Below are 21,997 nucleotides of genomic sequence, written 5' to 3' on the forward strand. Positions count from 1 at the left end.
GCGCAATTGTGCGCGAGTGTTTGCAAGTTTCGCCGCCCCCTCCACTCGCAAGCCGGTCGCCGTACACTGCGCCCCATCAAAAGAAAAACGGGGGCGAACGGACCATGACGGCGATGACCGACGAACCGCTCAAGACCAAGGTGCTGCTGATTGAAGATGACGACCGTCTCGCGCAGCTCATCAGCGAATACCTGGGCAACTACGAATTTGCGGTTGAGGTGGTGCGCCGTGGCGACATCGCCGTGGCTGCCGTGCGCGAGCATGCGCCGGCGCTGGTGATTCTTGACCTGATGCTGCCGCACCTGGATGGCATGGAAGTGTGCCGGCGCATTCGTGGGTTCTCACGCGTGCCGGTGCTGATTCTGACGGCGCGTGTGGATACCTACGACCAGGTGGCAGGCCTGGAGATTGGTGCAGACGACTACGTGCTCAAGCCCATCGAGCCGCGCTTGCTGGTGGCGCGGGCTCGTGCGCTGCTGCGCCGTGCCTTGCCGACCATGTCGAATTCGGAACCGCTCGCGCCCCACGACGACACGCTCGTCTTTGGCGAACTGGCCATCTCGCCGCCCAATCGCGCCGTCACCTGGCGCGGCCAGGCGGTCGACCTGAAGACGGCCGAGTTCAACCTGCTGCTGATCCTGGCGCGCGCCGCGGGCACCGTGCTCAGCCGCGACGACATCCTCAAGCAACTGCGCGGCATCGAGTTCGACGGGCTGGACCGCACGGTGGATTCCGGCATCTCGCGCCTGCGCCGCCGCTTTGGCGATGCCTCGCCCGAGCCGCACAAGATCAAGACGATCTGGGGACGCGGCTACCTGTTCAGCCCGTCGGCCTGGGAGGATTGAGGCATGCTCAAGTCCTTATTGAAGCTCTACGCCATGGTGGTGCTGGCGGCGGCGCTGGCGCTGATTGGCGTCAACAAGTCGTTCGTCTGGATGTTCCACGACACCCTCACACACGGTGAGCGCGAATTGCGCAAGGGCTACGCCTTTACGCTGCAGGACTACCTGGACCGTGCCGGCCCGGCAGGCCGCGACGCCGCGCTCGCGCGGCTGAACGAGCACGCGTGGGAGCGATTCGATTTTGTCGATCCGGACACCGTGCCGGACTTGTCTGCCCAGCAGCGGCGCGATCTTGCCGAGCACAAGCTGATCCTGATGACCAACGGCAAGGACTACTACCTGCCATTGCGCGACGGCACGGTGCTGCACGCCTACGCTGCGGACATGGAGTATCTCGGCATTCAGCTGATCGCCTACTCGCTGATTGCCATTGCCGCGCTGTTGCCGCTGCTGGCCTGGGTCTGGCTGCACTGGCGCGATCTGCGCGCGCTGGAAGCGGCGGCGCGCGGTTTTGGCGCGGGCAAGCTGTCGACGCGCGCGCATCTGCACAAGCGCTCCAACGTGTTTGGCCTCGCCCGCCAGTTCAACGACATGGCCGAGCGCATTCAGGGTTCGATCCAGCACCAGCGCGAGATGATGAACGGCATCTCGCACGAGCTGAAGACGCCGATTGCGCGGCTGGAATTCGGTATTGCGCTGCTACAGTCGCCGGTGCCGGAGGCGCAGCGGACCCTGCGTCTGGACGCCCTGCGCCGTGACGTGCGCGAGCTGGACGAACTGGTGAGCGAACTGCTGGCCCTGAGCCGTCTGGAGCAGGGCGCCACGCACCTCGTGCTGATGCGCGTGGCGGTGGGTGAGTGGCTCGACAGCGTGGTCGCCAGCGTCGCCAACGACGTGGCTGACCGCCAGCTCACGCTGGCCGTGCACACCGAGGCCGCCCCCACCCACCACGTGTGCGATCCGCGCCTGGTGGCGCGCGCACTGCTCAACCTGATCCGCAACGCCGCGCGCTATGCGCGCAACACCATCACCGTTCGGGTGGAGACCGGCCATGCCGGTGCGCTGCGCCTGACCGTGGAAGACGACGGCCCGGGCATCCCCGCGCCCGATCGTGCGCGCGTGTTCGAACCGTTCCTGCGCCTGGATGCCAGCCGCGACCGCCACACTGGCGGCTTTGGCCTGGGTTTGGCGATCGTGCGCCGGATTGCGCTGGTGCACGGCGGTGAAATCCGGCTCGATGCCGCAGAGGGCGGCGGCGCGCGCTTTGCGATGCTGCTGCCGGCGATGAGCGAGCCGCCGATCTAGGGCCGGTCATCCAATCAAACGCGCGAGCCCGTTTGATTGGATGGCAGGCCCTAGGCGTCGCCTTCCGAGCCCGGCCGGTGCAGGAACGCGCTCGGGCTCTGTCCGAACGCCCGCCGGAACATAGCTGAGAACGCACTCTGGCTGTTGTAGCCCAGCGCCTGCGCCACACGTGCGAGCGGCACCCCCTTCGACATCATCGGGATGGCGCTGGCGAGCACCGCCTGCTGGCGCCACTGCGAAAAGCTCACCCCCAGTTCCTCACGAAAGCGCCGCGCCAGCGTGCGCTCGCTGGCGCCCACGTCGCGGGCCAGGGCATCGAAGGTCAGCGGCGTGCCGGGGTCGGCCATCACGCGCTCACACAGCGCGCGCAGGCGCTTGTCGGTGGGCATGGGCAAATCCAGCGGCAGCGGGGCACTGTGGCGGACTTCGTCGAGGATGAGGGCGCCCAGCGCCTGCTCGCGCGCGGGCGGCAGCGGTTGGTGCACGTCCATCGCCGCGATCAGCTCGCGCAGCAACGGCGACACCTCCATCACACGACACTGCGCCAGCGTGCCCGTCGCCAGGGACGGGTCGGCATAGAGGGTGCGCAGGAACGCCGCCTCGACCACCCACACCTCATGCTCGATACCGGGCGGAATCCAGATGGCGCGCGAGGGCGGCACCACCCAGGCCGTGTCGCCGGCCTGCACACGCAGCACACTGTTGTGGCTGTACGCCACCTGCGCCCACGGATGCGTATGGCGCGGGAAGCGCGTGTTGGCCTCCATCTGCCGCGTGTACAGGCGCACCGGATGCGCCGGTGAGGGCGGGGTACGGCCTTCGATATCGGTGGGCAGGAGGCGCTGCGGCATGGGAGGTGGGGCGCGTTTGCGACAGAAGCGGTCGAGTGAGTCTAAAACGACCCCGGCAGGACTTGTCGAAGCCCCTGCGCAATGGCAGGCTATCGCCCGCGCGAGTTATGTTTCGCGCAACCAGAACGACAAAGTGGGCCGCCCAGGTGGCCTCGACAATAACGCCGTTGCTCACGAGGCGGCGGTGAAGGGTGCTAGCAATGCAAACGGGAAATCACACGCGCAGCCGGGGGGCGCGCGGAAGGACTTGGCGCGGCCGGCCGTGGGCTGCCGCGCTTGCGGCCTCGCTGACGGCGTGCGCAGTGCTCGCGGCGTCTGCCGCCCGCGCTGACATCAGCATCATCCAATCCTTGCCGCTATCGGGCTCACAGGCCGCCACGGGGCGCGCGCTCAATGCGGGCGCCCGGCTCTACTTCGACTGGCTCAATCTCGATGGCGGCATCAACGGCGAAACCATCCGCCTGGTCGCCCGCGACGACGAGCAGAAGGTCGAGCAGACCCTGCGCAACGTGCGCGACATGGCCAGGATCGACAAGCCGGTGGCCGCGCTTACCGTGGTCGGCACCGCCAATGTGGAAGCGCTCATGCGCAACGGCGTGCTGGCTGAAGCCAACCTGCCGCTGGTTGGGCCTGCCACGGGCGCATCCAGCATGACCGGCGATCCGCTGGTGTTCCCCATCAAGGCCAGCTACCAGCAAGAGATGGACAAGATGGTGAGCGCGCTTGTCACCATTGGCGTGACGCGCATCGGCGTGCTGTATCAGGATGACGCGCTGGGCAAGGAGGCGCTGGCCGGCGTGGAGCGCACACTCAAGCCGTACAAGCTGACGATTGCCGCCACGGCCTCGTACCAACGCAACACGGTCACTGTTGGCCCGGCGGTGGACAAGCTGCTGAGCACGGACGTGCAGGCGATCTTTCTTGGCGCCACGGCGGAGCCCGCCGCGCAGTTCGTCAAGCAGTACCGGGCGCGCGGCGGTGGGGCGCAGTTGCTGGGGCTGTCGTCCATCGATCCGGGCATCCTGCTCAAGGTGGCGGGCATTGAGGCAGTGCGCGGCTATTCGCTGGCGCTGGTGATGCCCAACCCGGGCAAGAGCGTGAACCCCGTCATCCGTGAGTTCAACCGCGCCCGCACGGCGGTGGGCGCCAAGGATGTCGACCTGTCATTCCGCGCGGTGGAGGGCTTTGTGGCCGCCAAGGTGCTGGCCGAAGCCGTGCGCCGCGCCGGCCCCAAGCCGACGCGCGACCAGGTGCGCCGCGAGCTGGCCAATCTGCGCAACTTTGATGTGGGCGGCGGGTTTGTGGTGGATTTCTCCGATCGCACGCGACCGGGCTCGCACTATGTGGAGCTGGGCGTGGTCGGGCCGAACGGACTGGTAATCCAGTAAGCGGCGTTAAGCCGGCTGCGCTGGCCCAACGCGGTAGTGGTAGGCGTAGGCCTCGACAAAGCCCAGCGAGCGATACAGGCTGAGCGCCGGCACGTTCTCGGCGCTGACCTGCAGATAAGCGGTGACCGGCGTACCAGCGGTGCCCTGGGTACGCGCCCAGCCGAGCATCGCATCCGTCACGGCACGCCCCAGCCCCCGGCCGCGCGCGGCGCTTGCCACGCGCACATCGAACAGGCCGACATACGCGCCGTCTGCCACGGCCAAACCGATTCCCAGCGTGGTGCCATCCGCTTCGCGCAACGTGATCGCCGCGTGCGGGCGGTCGAGCGCGTCGAGCATGGCGCGGCGCGTGGCGCGTCCGCGCGCATCGAGCCCGTCGAACTGCGCGAAGGCGTCATGCCAGGGTTCGGGGATCGTCGTGTCGATGCTGACGGTGATGCCGTCGGGCAGCACTGCCGGCCCTCCGGGCGCCAACTGCGCGGTCATGACGAGGCTGCGGTCGGTGATGCGGTAGCCGCGCGCTTCGAGCAGCGCATCGGCCTCGGGCGAGGCCAGTGGCGTGACGCGCACGATGGGCGGAAAGCCCGCGTGGCGGTAGACCGTTTCGATGCGGTTCAGGCGATCCGCATCCAGTGCGGCGCCCGGTGCGCGCGGGTTGGCGGAGTTGGCCCGTTTGGCCAGGCCCCCCGCCATGCGCAGCACCCAGGGGCCGTCTTCGATACTGTGTTCGGGCGGCAGCGCGGCAAAGCCGGCGTGCTCAATCGCGACCATGTCGCTCCGGTTGCCATGTACGCCGCCCGGGTTCTGCATCGTGGCGATCAGGCAGCGGGGGCCGTGCCTGCGCCGTGCACGTGCTTGCCGGCCGGCTTGACGATGGCCAGCGTGGCGATCAGCCCGCACAGCGCCGCAAACGACACCCACACGCCCGGCATCGCCTTGTTGCCCGTCTCGTGGATCAGCCACGTGACAATCGCCGGGGTGAAGCCGCCGAAGATGGCTGTGGCCAGGCTGTACGCCAGCGAGAAGCCGGTGGTGCGCACTTCCGGCGGCATGATCTCGGTGAGCGTGACGACCATCGCGCCGTTGTAGCTGCCGTACAGGAAGGACAGCCACAGCAGCACCGTCAGCATGCGGGCGAACGACGGTTCGCTCACCAGCCACACCATCGCCGGATAGGCGGTCACCAGCATCAGCACGGTGAAGAGGATCAGCAGCGGGCGGCGGCCGACACGGTCAGACACCGCGCCCATCACCGGCAGCCAGAAGAAGTTGGACGCACCCACGCACAGCGTGACGATCAGGCTGTCCATGTCCGACAGGTGCAGCACGCTCTTGCCGAAGGTCGGCGTGTAGGCGGTGATCAGGTAGAACGACACCGTGGTCATCACCACCATCAGCGTGCCGGCACCCACCAGGCGCCAGTTCTGGCCCATCGAGCGGAACACGGCGGCCAGGTCCGGACGGTGCTTGCGCTTCTGGAACTCTTCCGTCTCTTGCAGCGAGCGGCGGATGATGAACAGGAACGGCACGATCAGACAGCCGATGATGAACGGCACGCGCCAGCCCCATGCGCTCATCTCAGACGGCGGCAGCAGCACCGACATCAGCACGCCCAGCAGCGCGGCAAACATCACCGCCACCTGCTGGCTGGCCGATTGCCAGCTCACGAAGAAGCCCTTCTTGCCCGGGGTGGCGATTTCGGCCAGGTAGACCGACACACCGCCCAGCTCCACGCCGGCCGAGAAGCCCTGCAGCAGGCGCCCGACCAGCACCAGCAGCGGCGCCGCCAAGCCAATCGTGGCGTAGCCCGGCACCAGTGCGATCAGCAAGGTGCCGCACGCCATCAGCGCCAGCGTCACGATCAGGCCCACGCGTCGGCCGTGGCGGTCGATGTAGGCGCCCAGGAAGATCGCCCCCAACGGCCGCATCAGGAAGCCGGCGCCAAACGTCACCAGCGACAGCATCAGCGACAGGAACTCGTTGCCGGCGGGGAAGAATGTGTCGGCAATGGCCTTGGCGTAGTAGCCGTAGACCATGAAGTCGTACATTTCCAGGAAGTTGCCGCTGACCACCCGGAAGATGGCGCGGGCCTTGGATTCGTTGGGGTTATGGGTATGCATGGGGTGCCTCACTCGACAGCTTGGGTACAACGTGAAGGTGACTCGGACAGGGTGGTACGGGCCGCCTCGTAAAAGGTGGTGATGTGGTACGGGGTGCTCGACGGCATGTCGGCGCGCAGGCTCTGGCTAGTCGCATCGATCACCTCATGCCAGCCGTGCGCGTGCAGAAAGCGTGCGGACCATGTCGGCAGCATGTGCGCGAGCATCGCGCCGTGGGTTTCAGTGCACAGGGCGAGGGCGCGGCCGTATTCGGTCTGTGCCCAGATGCGCTGGCTGGGGTCGCGCATCGTGCCGTCCAGGCCGAGTGCGAGGCACACGCCTTGTGTGCGGGGGTCGACCCCCAGGTTGCAGGCGGCATCAACGGCGCGGCCGAGCGTTTCGGCCAGGTGTCGGCCGGCATCGGAACGGGCGAACACGTCGGCGTGTGCACGTACGAGGTAGAACCATTCGAACTGGTGGCCGGGCTCGATGCGGTTGTCGGGGCTGGCCTCGTCGACCGGCAATTCAGTGATGCTGCCCGTGCGCGCATCAATGAAGCGCGCGAGGATGCCCTCGGCCAGCGTGCGCACGCCGGCTTCGGCCCAGGCAGGCGGTTCGTCCAGTGCGGCGGCGGCCAGGTAGGCCTCGGTCAGGTGCATCACCGGGTTTTGCGCAACGCCCGCCTGGGGTACGGCAAATGCCGCATCCATGGCCGCCACCGGCAGGGCGGCGGTATTCGTCTCCGTGCCCGCACGGGCAAAGCGGCGTGCGATCACCTCGTGCGCGTCGTCCATCAGGGCGGCGGCGCGCGGGTCATCGCTCACGGCCAGCCAGTGGGCGGCCGCGAACAGCACGAAGGCGTGCGTATACAGATCCTTGGTGGTGTCCTGCGGGGCGAGCGCGCTGTCGATCGAGAACAACCAGCCGCCGTTGATGGTGTCGCGAAAGCGGGTGTCGAGTGCGTGACACAGCGCGGCGGCGCGTTCGGCGCACAGCGCCTGATGCCGCGTCGAGAGCCGCGTGGCGCGCGCCAATGTATACAGTTGCCGCGCGCAGGCCATCGCTCGGTAGCGCGACGTCGACGCCGGCACCAGCGTGCCGTTCTCGACGATCAGCGCCTCATAGCAGAGGCCCGCCTGCGCGTTCCAGCCGGGCCCGAGCCACATGGGCAGCAGGACGTCGTCGTAGAAACGGTCGAATGCCTCCAGCGCGACCGTCACATCGGACGATTGAGCCGTGTCAGGCAGCGAAGACGTGGAAAACGTTGGAAACATGTGCGCCGTGAGGATCGTGGCGGGAACACCGGACAGCCGGGCCAACGCTCGGCGGGGCCTGAATTGTGCGCCAATTGAAGAATAGGCGCCACGCGGATTGGCCCCAATCCCGGTTTTGGTGAAGGGTTGTGGGTCCAATGAAAGGTTTCTTGCGGGATGCTGCCTGGGCGGGTGTTTGTGCGAAGATGGCTCACCCCTGGCTTCGCCTTGATCCATGCATCGTCGCGACCTGCTCAAGCAGTTGGCCGCCGGGCTGCTTGCCCTGGCCCCCGGTTTGTCCCGTAGCGCAGCCGCCGGCAGCCCGCTCGGCGCTCCGGAACCGTTTGATGAAACCCGCCTGCTGGCGCGTGCTCGTGCGCTGGCCGCCCGGCCCTATCGGCCGCGCAGCACGCAGCTTCCCGCGCCGCTGGCCACGCTCGGGTGGGACGGCTACCAATCCATCGGCTACCGCGCCGACCACGCCCTTTGGGCCGGGCAGCACCTGCCGTTCGAGGCGCGTTTCTTCCACCTGGGGCTGTTCTTCAAGTCACCCGTGCGCATGCACGAGGTGGTGGATGGCCAGGCGCGCCTGATTGCCTATGACCCGGCCATGTTCGACTACGGCCGGAGCGGGCTGGATCACCAGTCGCTGCCGGCTGACCTTGGTTTTGCCGGCTTTCGGCTGACCACCAAGGCTGACCCGACGCGCGATGTGGCGGCCTTCCTGGGCGCCAGCTATTTCCGCGCCGTGGGTGGGCAGTGGCAATACGGCATGTCGGCGCGCGGGCTGGCGATCGATACCGGTCTGCCGCGTGCCGAGGAGTTTCCGGATTTCACCGAGTTCTGGCTGGTGCGCCCGCCGGCCGATGCCGAGGTGTTGCGCGTCTATGCGCTGCTGGATTCGCCCAGCGTGGCCGGGGTCTACCGCTTCGACATCCGCCCGGGTGACACCCTGGTGATGGACGTGCAGGCCTCGCTCTTCGTCCGCAAGCCGATCGAGCGGCTGGGCATTGCGCCGCTCACCAGCATGTTCCTCTACGGCGAAAACGACCGCACCGACCGCGCCGGGGATCGCCACAGCGCTGCCCGCCGCTGGCGTGCCTCGGACTGGCGGCCCGAGATCCACGATTCCGATGGTCTGGCCATCTGGCGTGGCTCGGGCGAATGGATCTGGCGGCCGCTGGCCAACCCGCCCATCCTGCGCAGCCAGCGCTTTGCCGACGACAACCCACGCGGTTTCGGCCTGCTGCAGCGCGATCGCAACCCTGATCACTATCAGGACGACGGCGTGTTCTATGAGAAGCGCCCGAGCGTGTGGGTCGAGCCCACGCATGGCTGGGGGGAAGGGGCGATCGAGCTGGTCGAACTGTCGGCCAATGACGAGACCTTCGACAACATCGTCGCCTTCTGGCGGCCGGCCGTGGCGCCGCAGGCTGGGCAGGAATTGGCCTTCGGCTATCGGCTGACCTGGGGCGCGCAGCCTGCCGCCGCTTCGCCGTTGGCGCGGGTGGTGGCAACGCGCACGGGGATCGGCGGCGTGGTCGGGCAACCGCGTAAGTATTTCTCCTGGCGCTTTGTGGTCGATTTTGCGGGTGGGGAGTTGTCGCGGTTGGGGCGCAGCACGGCGGGGTCGACCGTCGAGCCGGTCATCCGTGCCTCGCGGGGGCGGGTGGAGATTGCTTCGGCGCGGCCGCTGGCCAGTATCGATGGGGTGCGGGCGATGTTTGATGTGGTGCCGGATGCGAGCAATGCGCCGATTGATCTTTCGCTGACATTGCAATCGGGGGAGCGGTTGCTTTCTGAGACGTGGATGTATCAGTGGACGCCGCCGGGGGATCGGGCTGTTTGATTTTTTGTTGGTGGTTTGCTGATGTTTCGTCCCCTGCCGGGGCCGACTCACTTTTCTTGTCTTGCCAAGAAAAGTAAGCAAAAGAAGGCGCGCCCGAGATGGCGACCCCCGCCTTGGATTTGTGTCGCGGGGAGGGGAAGGAGCCAAACTCGCTGCGCTCAGACAAGGCTCCTTCCTTCATCCTCCCCGCAACAAAAATCCAAGGCGCCATCTAGGGCAAGGTACGGCCACACCGTCTGGGCATTAGCGCGGTCGCTGGACTTTAATCGTGGTGCGGCTTCTCGCTGAACTTCGCCACCATCTCCGCCCAACCTTCCGGCCCCAGCCGTTCCATCGTCGCGATGTTTCGCTCGTAGATGTCCGCTGCATCGGGTACGGCTGCGGCGGCGCGGGCGATGCTGTCTTCGCGCAGCAGGTGCAGGATCGGGGCGGGGGCGCGGTTGGTGGCGTTGGCGATGTCGTCCGGGTCGGCATCGGCGAAGACGAAATCGGGGTGGAAGCTGGCGAGTTGCAGCTCGCCCTCGAAGCCGGCTTTGGCGAGCAGCGCTTCGGCGCGTTCGGTGAGGGTGTGGAAGTCGAAGAAGTCGGCCAGCGCGGGAACGAGCAGCAATGTGGTGTCGATTTCAGCGGCGGGCGTGGTGTGCAGCAGCTCGGCTTCGGCGCGCAAGTGGTCGAGCACGTCGCCGTCCATCGTGGCGCGGCTGACTACGTACCGCACCTGGCGCTTGACGTGCACGGCCTTGGCGAACGGGCACAGGTTCAGGCCGATCACGGCGTCTTCCAGCCAGCGCTGTACGTTTGCTACATGGTCGGCGGCCGCCTCATTGCTGAGCGACAGGGCGTCGGCAGGCGGGTCGAGCAGGATGAAATCGAGAGCGGAGTCGGACACGGCGCAAGCGGAGGGGAAACCAGCGCGCAGTGTAGTCGATGACCTGCGCGCACCGGTTGTACGGGTTGCACGATAAAAAAGGCGACCCGAGAGTCGCCTTTTTCGTGCCGGATGGAGGGCCGCTCAGTGCCCGCGCGAAGCCGTGGGCAGGCGTACCTGTGCGACCGCCATTTCCCACTGTGCGATGCGGCTGAGCGCTTCATCCCGGCTGATGACCGGGTGGAAGGTGCGCGAGGCGCGCCATTGCTGCGCGACCTCCGCTTCATCACGGTAGAAGCCGGTGGCGATGCCGGCGAGGTACGCGGCGCCAAGCGCTGTGGTCTCGATGATCTCGGGGCGCACAACCGGGATGCCCAGCAGATCGGCCTGGAACTGCAGCAGCAGGTTGTTGGCCGAGGCACCGCCGTCCACGCGCAGCTCCGAGATGGTGGAGACCGCATCGCGCGTCATGGCTTGCAGCAGCGCGGTGCTCTGGAAGGCGATCGACTCCAGCGCGGCCCGGGCGATGTGGCCGATGGTCGTGCCGCGCGACAGGCCGACGATGGCACCTTGCGCGGTCGGATCCCAGTACGGCGCACCGAGGCCGGTGAACGAAGGCACGAACACCACGCCGCCAGAATCGGGCACCGAGGCGGCCAGGCCTTCCACATCGGCCGAGCGCTGGATGGCGCGCAGGCCGTCGCGCAGCCACTGCACCACCGCACCGCCGACAAACACACTGCCTTCCAGCGCGTAGCTGCGCTTGGTGCTGCTCTGGCAGGCGGCCGTGCTGATCAGGCCGTTGTGCGATTGCACCGCTTTGTCGCCCGTGTTGAGCAGCATGAAGCAGCCGGTGCCGTAGGTGTTCTTGGCCATGCCGGGCTTGAAGCAGGCCTGGCCGAAGAGGGCCGATTGCTGGTCGCCCGCAATGCCGCCGATGGTGAGCGAGGCGCCGAGCCAGTCGGCATCGGTCTGCCCGAACTGGTACGCAGACGGGTGCACCTCCGGCAGCAGGCTCGGATGGATGTCGAGCGCACGCATGAGGTCTTCATCCCACTCGCCGGTGTGGATGTTCCACAGCATCGTGCGCGAGGCGTTGGACACGTCGGTCACGTGCAGGCGGCCGCGTGTGAGTTGCCACACGATCCAGCTGTCGACGGTGCCGAAGGCGAGTTCGCCACGGGCGGCGCGCTCGCGGGCGCCATCGACGTGGTCAAGAATCCAGCGCAGCTTGGTGGCGGAGAAATACGGGTCGATGACCAGGCCGGTGCGCTTGCGCACCTCGTCTTCCAGGCCTTCGGCGCGCAGGCGTTCGCAGATGCTCTCGGTGCGGCGGTCCTGCCACACGATCGCGTTGAAGATGGGTTTGCCGGTCGCGCGTTCCCACACCACGGTGGTTTCGCGCTGGTTGGTGATGCCGAGCGCGGCCATGTCGGCGGCCGTCAGCTTGGCTTGTTCGAGTGCGGCGCGGCAGGTGGCGAGCTGGCTGTTCCAGATGTCGAACGGGTCGTGCTCAACCCAGCCGGGCTGCGGAAATTGCTGCGGAAACTCCTGCTGGGCGCTGGCCACGATCTGGCCGGCACGGTTGAAGACGATGGCACGTGAGCTGGACGTGCCCTGGTCGAGCGCGAGGAGGTATTCCATAAGACAGATTCAGTAAGCCGCCGGGGCAGCGTGAACTGGCCCGGCGGTGGGTGAAACGGAAGCAGGCATGGTAGCCCGCCGGTCGAGGGTGAGTCGATCCGGCGGAGACCTAAATTAACGAACCTTGCCTTCCTTCCAGGCGGCCAGCAGCTTGTCGTAGGCCACCGTCTCGCCCTTCGGACGCTCGTTGTCGAGCTTCTTCCACGGGGCGTGCTCAGTCGACAGCCACTTGGACGGATCGCTTTCCGGGTTCAGCTTGGGCGCGCAGTTCTTCATGCCGGCGCGCTGCAGGCGACCCATTACCTGGTCCATTTCCTTGGCCAGGTTGTCCATGGCGGCTTGCGGGGTCTTCTCCGCGGTCACGGCCGTGGCAACGTTCTTCCACCAGAGCTGGGCCAGCTTCGGATAGTCGGGCACGTTGTTGCCGGTCGGCGTCCAGGCCACGCGGGCCGGGCTGCGGTAGAACTCGATCAGGCCGCCGTACTTGGCTGCGTTCTTGGTGAAGTAGTCGCTGTGGATGTCGGAGTCACGAATGAAGGTGAGGCCGGTGATCGACTTCTTGAGCGACACGGTTTTCGACGTGACGAACTGGGCATACAGCCACGCAGCCGAGCGGCGCTCGAACGGGGTGGACTTGAAGAACGTCCACGAGCCGACGTCCTGGTAGCCGTTCTGCATGCCGTCCTTCCAGTACGGGCCGTGCGGCGACGGCGCCATGCGCCACTTGGGCGAGCCATCCGCGTTCACGACCGGGCCCGGCTTGGTCATCGGCGCGGTGAAGGCGCTGTACCAGAACACCTGCTGGGCGATGTGGCCTTGTGCGGGCACCGGACCGGCTTCGTTGAAGGTCATGCCGGTCGCCTCGGGCGGGGCGTACTTCTTCATCCAGTCGATGTACTTGGTGAGGGCGTACACGGCAGCCGGGCTGTTGGTGGCACCGCCACGCGACATCGAGGCGCCCACCGGTGCGCAGCCTTCCACGCGGATGCCCCATTCGTCGACGGGCAGGCCGTTCGGGATGCCCTTGTCGGCGGAGCCGGCCATCGACAGCCACGCATCGGTAAAGCGCCAGCCCAGCGACGGATCCTTCTTGCCGTAATCCATGTGGCCGTAGACGCGCTTGCCGTCCAGTTCCTTCACGTCGTTCGTGAAGAAGTTGGCGATGTCTTCATAGGCCGTCCAGTTGACGGGCACGCCCAGGTCGTAGCCGTACTTGGCTTTGAACTTCTCCTGCAAGTCCTTGCGGGCGAACCAGTCGGCGCGGAACCAGTACAGGTTGGCGAACTGCTGGTCGGGCAGCTGATACAACTTGCCGTCCGATGCCGTGGTGAAGCTCGTGCCGATGAAATCTTTCAGGTCCAGGCCCGGGTTGGTGAACTCCTTGCCTTCACCGGCCATGTAGTCCGACAGCGGCATCACGACGCCGTAGCGGTAGTGCGTGCCGATCAGGTCGGAGTCGGAGATCCAGCCGTCATAGATGCTCTTGCCGGATTGCATCGAGGTCTGCAGTTTTTCGACGACATCGCCTTCCTGCATGATGTCGTGCTTGACCTTGATGCCGGTGATCTCTTCGAAGGCCTTGGCCAGCGTCTTCGATTCATAGGCGTGCACGTCGAGCGTTTCCGACACGACGTGGATCTCGGTCACGCCCTTGGCCTTGAGCTTGGCCGCGGCGTCGATGAACCACTTCATTTCCGCCATCTGCTTGTCTTGCGACAGCGTGCTGGGCTGGAATTCGCTGCTGACCCACTTCTTGGCTTCGGCTTCGCCGGCGTGTGCTGCGCCGACCGCCAGGGCGCTTGCCAGTGCAATGGCACTGAACTGAAGCGTCATGCGCCAGGATGTTTTCATTGGTATCTCCTCGTGCTTGTTGGCTTGTTGTTCTCCCCGCAGCGAAAACATCCGGCATTCCGACGCGGGGAGCGTGATGGAATGCCTGTGCCCGTACGTCATTTGGGCGTGGAAGCGTCAACCCGTACTGACGCCTCCGGACCTACGAAACCGATTGCGCGTCAACCGCGCCACATGATCAGGACCAGCACCACCATCGAGGCGATGAAGCCGCCCCAGGCACCGGTCTCTTCTGACGTGAGTCCGACCCATGCCAGGTTGATATAGGCGGCGGTCAGCAACCCGATGAAGAGGCGGTCGCCGCGCGTGGTGGCAATCGGCAGGAAGCCCTTGCGCTCCACGGTCGGGCGGGTCACTTCCCACACCGTCATGCTGGCCAGCATCAACGCGATGCAGGCAAAGAAAGTCGCCACTTCGGGCGTCCAGGCCATCCAGCTGAACATGGCTGTGTCTCCTGTTCTTCTCGTTCTTTAGACGCGGCCCATCGCGAAGCCCTTCGCGATGTAGTTCCGCACAAACCAGATCACCAGCGCGCCGGGAATGATCGTCAGCACACCGGCTGCGGCCAGCACGCCCCAGTCCATGCCCGAAGCCGATACCGTGCGCGTCATCACCGCCGTGATGGGTTTGGCATCGACCGAGGTGAGCGTGCGCGCGAGCAGCAGCTCCACCCAGCTGAACATGAAGCAGAAGAACGCTGTCACGCCCACGCCCGCCTTGATCAGCGGCAGGAAGATCTTCAGGAAGAACGCGGGGAAGCTGTAGCCGTCGATGTAGGCCGTCTCGTCAATCTCGCGCGGGATGCCGGACATGAAGCCTTCCAGAATCCACACCGCCAGCGGCACGTTGAACAGCATGTGCGCCAGCGCCACGCCCAGGTGCGTATCCATCAGGCCGACCGTCGAATACAGCTGGAAGAACGGCAGCAGGAACACTGCGGGCGGCGTCATCCGGTTGGTCAACAGCCAGAAGAACATGTGCTTGTCGCCGAGGAAGCGGTAGCGCGAGAAGGCGTAGGCCGCCGGCAGCGCCACCACGGTCGACAGCACCGTGTTCATCGTCACGTAGATGATGGAGTTGATGTAACCCCAGTACCAAGACGGATCAGTGAAGATGATCTTGTAGTTGTCGAACGTGACGAGCTTCGGCCAGATCGAGAAGCCGGCCAGCGTCTCCTCGTTGGTCTTGAGCGACATGCTCAGCATCCAGTACAGCGGCAGCACGGCAAACGCCACGTAGATGACGAGCGTGATCGCGCGGGCGATCTTGCGCTGCTGCTCGTTGTTCTTGCTTTTCGGACTAGGCATGGTCGTCTCCCACTGCCGTGCTGGCACTGCCCATGCGCTGCATCCAGTTGTAGAGGACGAAGCAGAACAGCAGGATGATGAGGAAGTACACGATCGAGAACGCTGCCGCCGGGCCCAGATCGAACTGGCCGACTGCCTTCTGCGTCAGGTACTGCGACAGGAAGGTCGTGGCGTTGCCAGGGCCGCCGCCGGTGAGCACGAACGGCTCGGTGTAGATCATGAAGCTGTCCATGAAGCGCAGCAGCACGCCGATCATCAGCACGCCGCGCATCTTCGGCAGCTGGATGTAGCGGAACACGGCCAGGCGGCTCGCGCCGTCAATCTCGGCGGCCTGGTAGAACGCATCCGGGATCGAGCGCAGGCCGGCATACGCCAGCAGCGCCACCAGCGGCGTCCAGTGCCACACGTCCATGATAAGCACGGTGATCCACGCGTCGAACGAGTGCGACGTGTAGTTGTAGTCGATGCCCATCTGGTTGAGCCAGTAGCCGGCCAGACCGATGTCCGAGCGCCCGAAGATCTGCCAGATCGTGCCGACCACGTTCCAGGGAATCAGCAGCGGCATCGCCAGCACCACCAGCGCCGCCGACGCTTTCCAGCCCTTGGACGGCATCGCCAACGCCAGGCCGATGCCCAGCGGAATCTCTACCGCCAGCACGCACAGCGAGAAGATCAGCTGGCGGGTGAGGGCGTCCTGCAGGTCGCCATCACGCAGGATCTGGCGGAACCAGTCCACGCCCACGAACACGTGCTGCTCGGGGCTGATGATGTCCTGCACCGAGTAGTTCACCACTGTCATCAGCGGCAGGATGGCGGAGAACGCCACACACAGAAACACCGGCAGGATCAGGAACCACGCCTTGTTGTTGAGCGGCTTGTTCATCGGCCGATCCTCTCGTCATCGGAGTAATACAGCGTCTGCGGCGCATCGAGGCGCAGCCACACGCGCGATTCGGTCACGCTCACTTCGTTGGGCAGCTTCGCCTTGATGGGCAGGCCGACCGTACCGTCGCCATTGCCGCCCAGACTGGCCGTCAACAACTGGTGCGTACCCAGCTGCTGCACCTGGTGCACATCCGCCGCCACCGTGCCAACTTCGCCCGGCGTGGCCAGTTGCACAAACTCCGGACGAATACCGAGCTTGAGCGAACCGTTTGCGTTCTTGAGCGTGGAAAGCGTGTCTCGGCCCACGGACAGGCGCTGACCGCCCAACGCAATCACGTCACCATCCACCGTTACCGGATAGAGGTTCATGCCCGGGCTGCCGATGAAGTAGCCGACGAAGGTGTGGTCCGGCCGCTCGAACAGCGCTTCCGGCCCGCCTTGCTGCACCACTTTGCCTTCGGTCATGACGACCACCTCGTCGGCAAAGGTCAGCGCTTCCACCTGATCGTGTGTCACGTAGATCAGCGTGAGCTTCAGTTGCTGGTGAATCTTCTTGAGCTGGCGGCGCAGTTGCCACTTCAGGTGCGGATCAATGACGGTGAGCGGCTCATCGAACAGGATGGCCGCCACGTCCTTGCGCACCAGGCCACGGCCCAGCGAGATCTTCTGCTTGGCATCCGCCGCCAGGCCCGAGGCGCGGCGCTTGAGCGCGTGCTGCAGCTCGAGGATCTCGGCCACTTCCTCCACGCGCTTCTTCACCTCGGCTTCGGGCGTCTTGCGGTTGCGCAGCGGGAAGGCGAGATTGTCGAACACGGTCATCGTGTCGTAGATGACCGGGAACTGGAACACCTGCGCGATGTTGCGCTCGCGCGGGCTGGCGTGCGTGACGTCCTGGCCGTCAAACAGCACTTGGCCTTCCGACGGCACCAGCAGCCCCGAGATGATGTTCAGCAGCGTGGACTTGCCACAGCCCGACGGGCCCAGCAGTGCATACGCACCGCCGTCGCGCCACGTCATGTTCATCGGCTGCAGCGCGTAGTCAGACAGGCTTTGCGGGTTGGGGTGATAGCTGTGCCCCAGGTTGCGGAATTCAATGCGCGCCATGTGCGCCTCCCTGCTTGGGCGCGCTCACCAGCTTGCCCGCGTCATCGAACAGGAACAGTTCAGCCGGATCGACGAAGACATCCAGCGCCGAGCCCATCTCGAACTCGTGCACGCCCGGCAGCTGGGCAACCAGGCCGATGCTGTTCGATTGGCCGGCGGCATGCGCGCGCACGTGCAGATACGTTTCGGAACCCGACAACTCGGCCAGTTCCACCGTGCCCGGCAGGGCGACGGCGCCACCGTTGCGCGGCGCCAGTCGGATGTGGCTCGGGCGCAGGCCAATGCGGCAGCGCGTGCCGGCCGCCATCGGCAACGGGCGCGTCCAGGGCACGTCGATACCTTGCGGCAAGCGGATGTGGTTGCCTTCCGCCACGGTGGCATCCAGCACATTCATCGGCGGGTCGTTGAAGATGGCCGCCGCGTTGACCGACACCGGCACTTCATACATGTCGAGCGTCGGGCCCGACTGCAGCACGCGGCCTTCATGCATGACGACGGTGTGACCGCCCAGCAGCAGCGCTTCCTGCGGCTCGGTGGTGGCGTACACCACGGTCGTACCGCCATCGGCAAACAGCGAGGCCAGTTCGGCGCGCAGTTCTTCGCGCAGCTTGTAGTCGAGGTTGACCAGCGGTTCGTCCAGCAGCACCAGCGGCGCACGCTTGACCAGCGCCCGTGCCAGCGCGCAACGCTGCTGCTGGCCGCCCGACAGCTCGGCCGGCAGCCGCTGCAGCAGGTGTTCGATGTACAGCTTGGCGGCCACAGCACGCACGCGCGTATCGATCTCGCCCTTGTTGGTGCCCTGCAGGCGCAGCGGCGACGCGATGTTGTCGAACACCGTCATCGCCGGGTAGTTGATGAATTGCTGGTACACCATCGCCAGATTGCGATCGCGTACACCGACGCCCGTCACGTCCTTGCCATCGACCAGCACGCGGCCGGTGGTCGGCCGGTCCAGCCCAGCCATGATGCGCATCAGCGTGGTCTTGCCGGCTTGCGTCGGCCCGAGCAGCACGTTGATCGCGCCGGGCGCCAGCCGCAGGCTGGTCGGGTACAGATGTGTCTGCGCCCCGACCATGGCCGTAACCTGGTCCAGTTCCAGAATCAATTGTGTCTCCCGTCTTTGTACTTCTCTACAGCTTGATCTTTCGGGCCCCCCGGCCCGTGTGCTGCTTTGTCGCCGACCTCTGGGGATCAGGGGGCTTGCTCTGCGGCCGGGGCGGCTTCGTTGTCCGGCAGATGCCGCATCAGCCAGCCCTCCAGCCGGCTGCGATCGGCATCGCTCGCATGCAACCCCAGCTTGGTCCGCCGCCACAGGATGTCCTGCGCCGTGCGGGCCCATTCGTGTTCAACCAGGTAGCGGATTTCCGCTTCATACAGGCCGGGCGTCACCTCCGTGCCCAGGTCTTCCAGACGTGCGGCGCCGGCCAGCAGCGTGTTCACGCGGGTGCCGTACTGGTGCGCATAGCGCGTGGCCAGCGTGGACGGCAGCCAAGGCAAACGTTTTTGCAGGCGCGTCACAAAATCGTCGAAGGTGTATTCGGCGACGAGTTGGCCCGGGGCCTCCAGGTCCCCACCGGGCAAGGATGCGGTAGCCGTCCACGACGGCTTGCCGGCTGCGGGCAGATGCGGAGCCAACTGGTCCAGCGCTTCTTCGGCCAGCTTGCGGTAGGTCGTGATCTTGCCGCCCCAGACGTTGATGAGCGGGGCGCTGTTGCCATCGGCGCCGGTCTCGCACTCGACCAGATAGTCGCGCGTGATGGCCGAGGCGTTGGCGGCGCTGTCATCCAGCAGCGGGCGCACGCCCGAGTACGTCCACACCACATCGGCCGGCGTGAGCTGCTGCTCAAAATAACGGCTCGCCATCTCGCACAGGTACTGGATTTCTCTGGCGTCGATGGCCACCTGGTCCACCGAGCCCTTGTATTCCAGGTCGGTCGTGCCGATCAGCGTGAAATCGTTCTGGTACGGGATCGCAAACACGATCCGCCCGTCCGGGTTCTGGAAGATATAGGCGAACGGGTGGTCGAACATCCGCCGCACCACGATATGGCTGCCCTTGATCAGGCGCAGGCCACGCGTGCTCGGCAGCGCGTGCGCGGAGCGGGCAAAGTCCGCCGCCCACGGTCCGGCCGCATTGACGATGGCCTTGGCGCGCACCGAGCGGATACCGTTCGGGCCCGCCAGCGAGGCATGCCAGCCATCAGCGCGGCGCTCGGCGTTCAGGCAGCGCGTGCGGGTGAGGATGTGCGCGCCGCGGTCGGCCGCATCGCGGGCGTTGAGCACCACCAGGCGGGCGTCGTCCACCCAGCCGTCGGAGTAGACGAAGCCACGCGTGTAGCCTGGCTTGAGCGGCTTGCCGGCCGGATGTCGCCCAAGCTTGATCGATTCCGAACCCGGCAGAAAGCGCCGGCGCGCCAGGTGGTCATATAAGAAGAGGCCCGCGCGGATCATCCACGCCGGACGCTGCGCTGCATCGTGCGGCATCACGAAGCGCAGCGGCCACATGATGTGCGGCGCCATGCGCAGCAGCACCTCGCGCTCCTGCAGCGCCTTGCGCACGAGGCTGAATTCGTAATATTCGAGGTAGCGCAGCCCGCCGTGGATCAGCTTGGTCGAGGCCGAAGAGGTGTGCTGGGCCAGATCGTCCTTTTCACACAAGACGACCGACAGGCCACGGCCCACAGCGTCACGCGCGATACCCACGCCGTTGATGCCGCCTCCGACCACCAGCAGATCACAGTCCAGATGCGAAGCGTCAGAGAGTTGCATGGGTTGGAATCTGTTGATTTACGCGCCAATGTTTGCGAATTCTTGCGAATGGTGACGCGTTCGCGGATAGTGTAGTGAAAGGCGAAAATAAAGCAACATAGGGAATCGCCTGATCCGCTCACATATGTTCGTTTGTGTTCATTTGATGCATTGATGCTGCCCCGACACCGCCAGATCCTTGAGTACGTCCGCCAGCACGGCGATGCTTCCGTCGATGCGCTTGCCCGCGTGCTCGGCGTCACCACCCAGACCATCCGCCGCGACATCCGCCAGCTCGAAGACGAGCGCCTGCTCGCGCGCTATCACGGTGGCGTCGGTCTGCCGTCGTCGGTCGAGAACATCGACTACGACCAGCGCCAGGTTCTGCATATCGATGCCAAGCGCAGCATTGCCGAAGCCGTCGCCCGCCATGTCGAGCCTGGCCGTTCGCTCATCATCAATATCGGAACGACCACCGAAGAGATCTCCAAGGCGCTCGTTGGCCAGAACGGGCCGCGGGGTTTGCGCGTCATCACCAACAACCTGAACGTCGCCTCCATCCTGTCGGGCAGCCCGGATGCGGAAGTCATCGTCGCCGGGGGCCTCGTGCGCAACCGCGACCGCGGCATCGTCGGCGAGGCCACGATCGACTTCATGAAGCAGTTCCGGGTCGACATCGGCATCATCGGCGTCTCCAGCATCGACGAAGACGGCACGCTGCTCGATTACGACTACCGTGAGGTGCGCGTCGCCCAGGCCATCATCGAGCAGTCGCGCGAGGTCTGGCTCGCCGCCGATCACTCCAAGTTCGGTCGCCGCGCCGTGGTGCGCCTCGGTCACATTTCGCAGATCGACAAGTTCTTCACCGACGTGCCGGTGCCCGAGCCGATGGCGGAAGTCTTCCGCGCCGCTGAGGTCGACGTCGTCGTCGCCAGCGAGGCCGGGCAAGCCTGAGCGTCTCGCGCGTTCTTGATCTGACGTATCGCTCAGTCTTGTCCCCGTCGACTACAGTGAAATGACAGGGCGCGCACCTCGTGTGCCCAATGCCATCCACATGACAGTCACCTTGAGGGGTGTCGTGAGCGAGCACTCACAAGCGGCAATCCTTTCGATCTTCGCGGGCATCGTCGTCGAGCACGTCGCAGCTTTGCGCGGTGCCCTGGTCAAACTGGCGGCGCGCAGGCCCAGCGACGAGGATCTCCATCAATTTCGTGTCACCCTGCGCCGGCTGCGTTCGGCCTGGGTGACCTTCGGCCCCGTCCTGCCCGAGGCTTTCGCGGCCGAATGGAAACCGCGCCTACGGGCGCTGGCGGCATCCACGGGCCCCGTGCGCGAGTGGGATGTCCTTCTGTCGGATTGGCTTCCGACCGTTCAGCAGTCACTGGCCGAGGAGGATGAGGTTGGGCGCGCATGGCTTACCGCGGCGATTACCAAGGCCAAGGCCGCCCGCAGCCGATCTTGGCGATCGCTGCGAGCGGATTTAGCGTCACCTGATGTGTTGAACACGCTTGCTGATCTGGAAATGGCCGTCCTGCCATTCCGGTTAGCCGTCGAGGCGGGCCCACACGCAGAGTTCGCCCGTGATCAGGCGCGGGTACTCAGAAAGAAGCTCATCGATCGGGGGCGCGGCCCGAAGCAGGCGTCGCCCGCGCGCTTGCACCGGGCCCGCATCACCGCGAAGCAGTGGCGCTATCTCTATGAGGCGTTCTACTTGGCGCTTGGCGCGCAAGCCCCCAAACGCTGCCATGCACATCTACGCAAGCTGCAAGACGCCCTTGGCGAGGTGCATGACGCGGCGATCTCTCTGGAGCGTGCTGCCGGGGTAGTAAAGGATGTGCCACCAGCCTCCATCGTGAGCGCGTTTCACAAGCGCGCCCGCGTTGCCCGAAAGCGTGCGGCTCGGCAATTGCGCTGGATACGCGAACACCCAGCGGTCTAGCCTCTCAAAAAGTGCAGAAAGACCCTACAAAAAGAAAGGGCTTGCACAGTTCGGAAAACCTGCC

19 protein-coding genes are annotated in these 21,997 nt (G+C 65.7%); 6 read left to right on the forward strand and 13 right to left on the reverse strand.

Features of this window, described 5'->3' with window-relative positions; all coding sequences use genetic code 11:
• The first annotated feature begins 113 nt into the window (after positions 1 to 113).
• A complete protein-coding gene (locus C404_RS54785; protein ID WP_031330120.1) occupies positions 114 to 845 on the forward strand; it encodes a response regulator in 732 nt (243 codons plus the stop codon).
• Positions 846 to 848: 3 nt separating this feature from the next.
• On the forward strand, positions 849 to 2,147 hold the full coding sequence (locus tag C404_RS54790; RefSeq protein ID WP_021197324.1) for an ATP-binding protein: 1,299 nt from the start codon (positions 849 to 851) through the stop codon (positions 2,145 to 2,147).
• Between the two features lie 50 nt (positions 2,148 to 2,197).
• Here C404_RS54790 and C404_RS54795 read toward each other — a convergent pair whose 3' ends face one another.
• Positions 2,198 to 2,998, reverse strand: a complete 801-nt coding sequence (locus tag C404_RS54795; RefSeq protein ID WP_021197325.1) for an AraC family transcriptional regulator — start codon at positions 2,996 to 2,998, stop codon at positions 2,198 to 2,200.
• A 200-nt stretch (positions 2,999 to 3,198) separates the two neighbouring features.
• Between C404_RS54795 and C404_RS54800 the strand changes: the two genes are divergently transcribed.
• A complete protein-coding gene (locus tag C404_RS54800; protein WP_031330122.1) occupies positions 3,199 to 4,386 on the forward strand; it encodes an ABC transporter substrate-binding protein in 1,188 nt (395 codons plus the stop codon).
• A gap of 6 nt (positions 4,387 to 4,392) precedes the next feature.
• On the opposite strand, the gene C404_RS54805 is transcribed toward C404_RS54800, so the two are convergent.
• From C404_RS54805 to C404_RS54815, 3 genes are read right to left on the reverse strand one after another with little or no spacing between them, the layout of a single operon-like run.
• The gene (locus C404_RS54805; RefSeq protein WP_031330123.1) at positions 4,393 to 5,157 is read right to left on the reverse strand and encodes a GNAT family N-acetyltransferase; all 765 of its coding nucleotides are present in this window, start codon (positions 5,155 to 5,157) and stop codon (positions 4,393 to 4,395) included.
• A gap of 47 nt (positions 5,158 to 5,204) precedes the next feature.
• A complete protein-coding gene (locus tag C404_RS54810; protein WP_021197328.1) occupies positions 5,205 to 6,506 on the reverse strand; it encodes an MFS transporter in 1,302 nt (433 codons plus the stop codon).
• An 8-nt stretch (positions 6,507 to 6,514) separates the two neighbouring features.
• Entirely contained in the window at positions 6,515 to 7,759 is a 1,245-nt protein-coding gene (locus C404_RS54815) for an AGE family epimerase/isomerase (RefSeq protein ID WP_031330126.1), read from the reverse strand.
• Between the two features lie 214 nt (positions 7,760 to 7,973).
• Here C404_RS54815 and C404_RS54820 point away from each other — a divergent pair, with 214 nt between their 5' ends.
• Complete coding sequence (locus C404_RS54820) at positions 7,974 to 9,587, forward strand: glucan biosynthesis protein (RefSeq protein ID WP_021197330.1); 1,614 nt, start codon at positions 7,974 to 7,976, stop codon at positions 9,585 to 9,587.
• A gap of 262 nt (positions 9,588 to 9,849) precedes the next feature.
• Here the strand turns inward: C404_RS54820 and C404_RS54825 are convergent, their stop codons facing one another.
• The 9 genes from C404_RS54825 to glpD all read right to left on the reverse strand — a co-directional run bounded on the left by C404_RS54825 (position 9,850) and on the right by glpD (position 20,015).
• Positions 9,850 to 10,476: a DUF1415 domain-containing protein gene (locus C404_RS54825; RefSeq protein ID WP_021197331.1), complete on the reverse strand. Its 627-nt coding sequence runs from the start codon at positions 10,474 to 10,476 to the stop codon at positions 9,850 to 9,852.
• 123 nt (positions 10,477 to 10,599) lie between these two features.
• Complete coding sequence (gene glpK, locus C404_RS54830; protein ID WP_021197332.1) at positions 10,600 to 12,099, reverse strand: glycerol kinase GlpK; 1,500 nt, start codon at positions 12,097 to 12,099, stop codon at positions 10,600 to 10,602.
• A 114-nt stretch (positions 12,100 to 12,213) separates the two neighbouring features.
• Entirely contained in the window at positions 12,214 to 13,950 is a 1,737-nt protein-coding gene (locus C404_RS54835; RefSeq protein WP_021197333.1) for an ABC transporter substrate-binding protein, read from the reverse strand.
• A 161-nt stretch (positions 13,951 to 14,111) separates the two neighbouring features.
• Positions 14,112 to 14,393, reverse strand: coding sequence for a DUF2160 domain-containing protein (locus tag C404_RS54840; protein ID WP_021197334.1), 282 nt, complete (start codon positions 14,391 to 14,393; stop codon positions 14,112 to 14,114).
• Between the two features lie 27 nt (positions 14,394 to 14,420).
• Complete coding sequence (locus tag C404_RS54845; RefSeq protein ID WP_021197335.1) at positions 14,421 to 15,257, reverse strand: carbohydrate ABC transporter permease; 837 nt, start codon at positions 15,255 to 15,257, stop codon at positions 14,421 to 14,423.
• The gene (locus C404_RS54850; protein ID WP_021197336.1) at positions 15,250 to 16,140 is read right to left on the reverse strand and encodes a carbohydrate ABC transporter permease; all 891 of its coding nucleotides are present in this window, start codon (positions 16,138 to 16,140) and stop codon (positions 15,250 to 15,252) included. The genes C404_RS54845 and C404_RS54850 overlap by 8 nt, the downstream gene beginning before the upstream one ends.
• Complete coding sequence (locus C404_RS54855) at positions 16,137 to 17,246, reverse strand: ABC transporter ATP-binding protein (RefSeq protein ID WP_021197337.1); 1,110 nt, start codon at positions 17,244 to 17,246, stop codon at positions 16,137 to 16,139. Before C404_RS54855 ends, C404_RS54850 begins: the two co-directional genes overlap by 4 nt.
• Entirely contained in the window at positions 17,233 to 18,351 is a 1,119-nt protein-coding gene (locus C404_RS54860; RefSeq protein WP_021197338.1) for an ABC transporter ATP-binding protein, read from the reverse strand. Before C404_RS54860 ends, C404_RS54855 begins: the two co-directional genes overlap by 14 nt.
• 86 nt (positions 18,352 to 18,437) lie before the next feature.
• Positions 18,438 to 20,015 (reverse strand): glycerol-3-phosphate dehydrogenase, encoded by a 1,578-nt coding sequence (glpD, locus tag C404_RS54865; protein ID WP_021197339.1) that lies wholly within the window; start codon positions 20,013 to 20,015, stop codon positions 18,438 to 18,440.
• Positions 20,016 to 20,168: 153 nt separating this feature from the next.
• On the opposite strand from glpD, the gene C404_RS54870 reads away from it, so the two are divergent.
• Positions 20,169 to 20,948: a DeoR/GlpR family DNA-binding transcription regulator gene (locus C404_RS54870; protein WP_021197340.1), complete on the forward strand. Its 780-nt coding sequence runs from the start codon at positions 20,169 to 20,171 to the stop codon at positions 20,946 to 20,948.
• Between the two features lie 124 nt (positions 20,949 to 21,072).
• On the forward strand, positions 21,073 to 21,933 hold the full coding sequence (locus C404_RS54875; RefSeq protein ID WP_031330128.1) for a CHAD domain-containing protein: 861 nt from the start codon (positions 21,073 to 21,075) through the stop codon (positions 21,931 to 21,933).
• Positions 21,934 to 21,997 lie beyond the last annotated feature (64 nt).

It is taken from the genome of Ralstonia sp. AU12-08 (assembly GCF_000442475.1).
In the GTDB taxonomy this organism is placed as follows: domain Bacteria; phylum Pseudomonadota; class Gammaproteobacteria; order Burkholderiales; family Burkholderiaceae; genus Ralstonia; species Ralstonia insidiosa.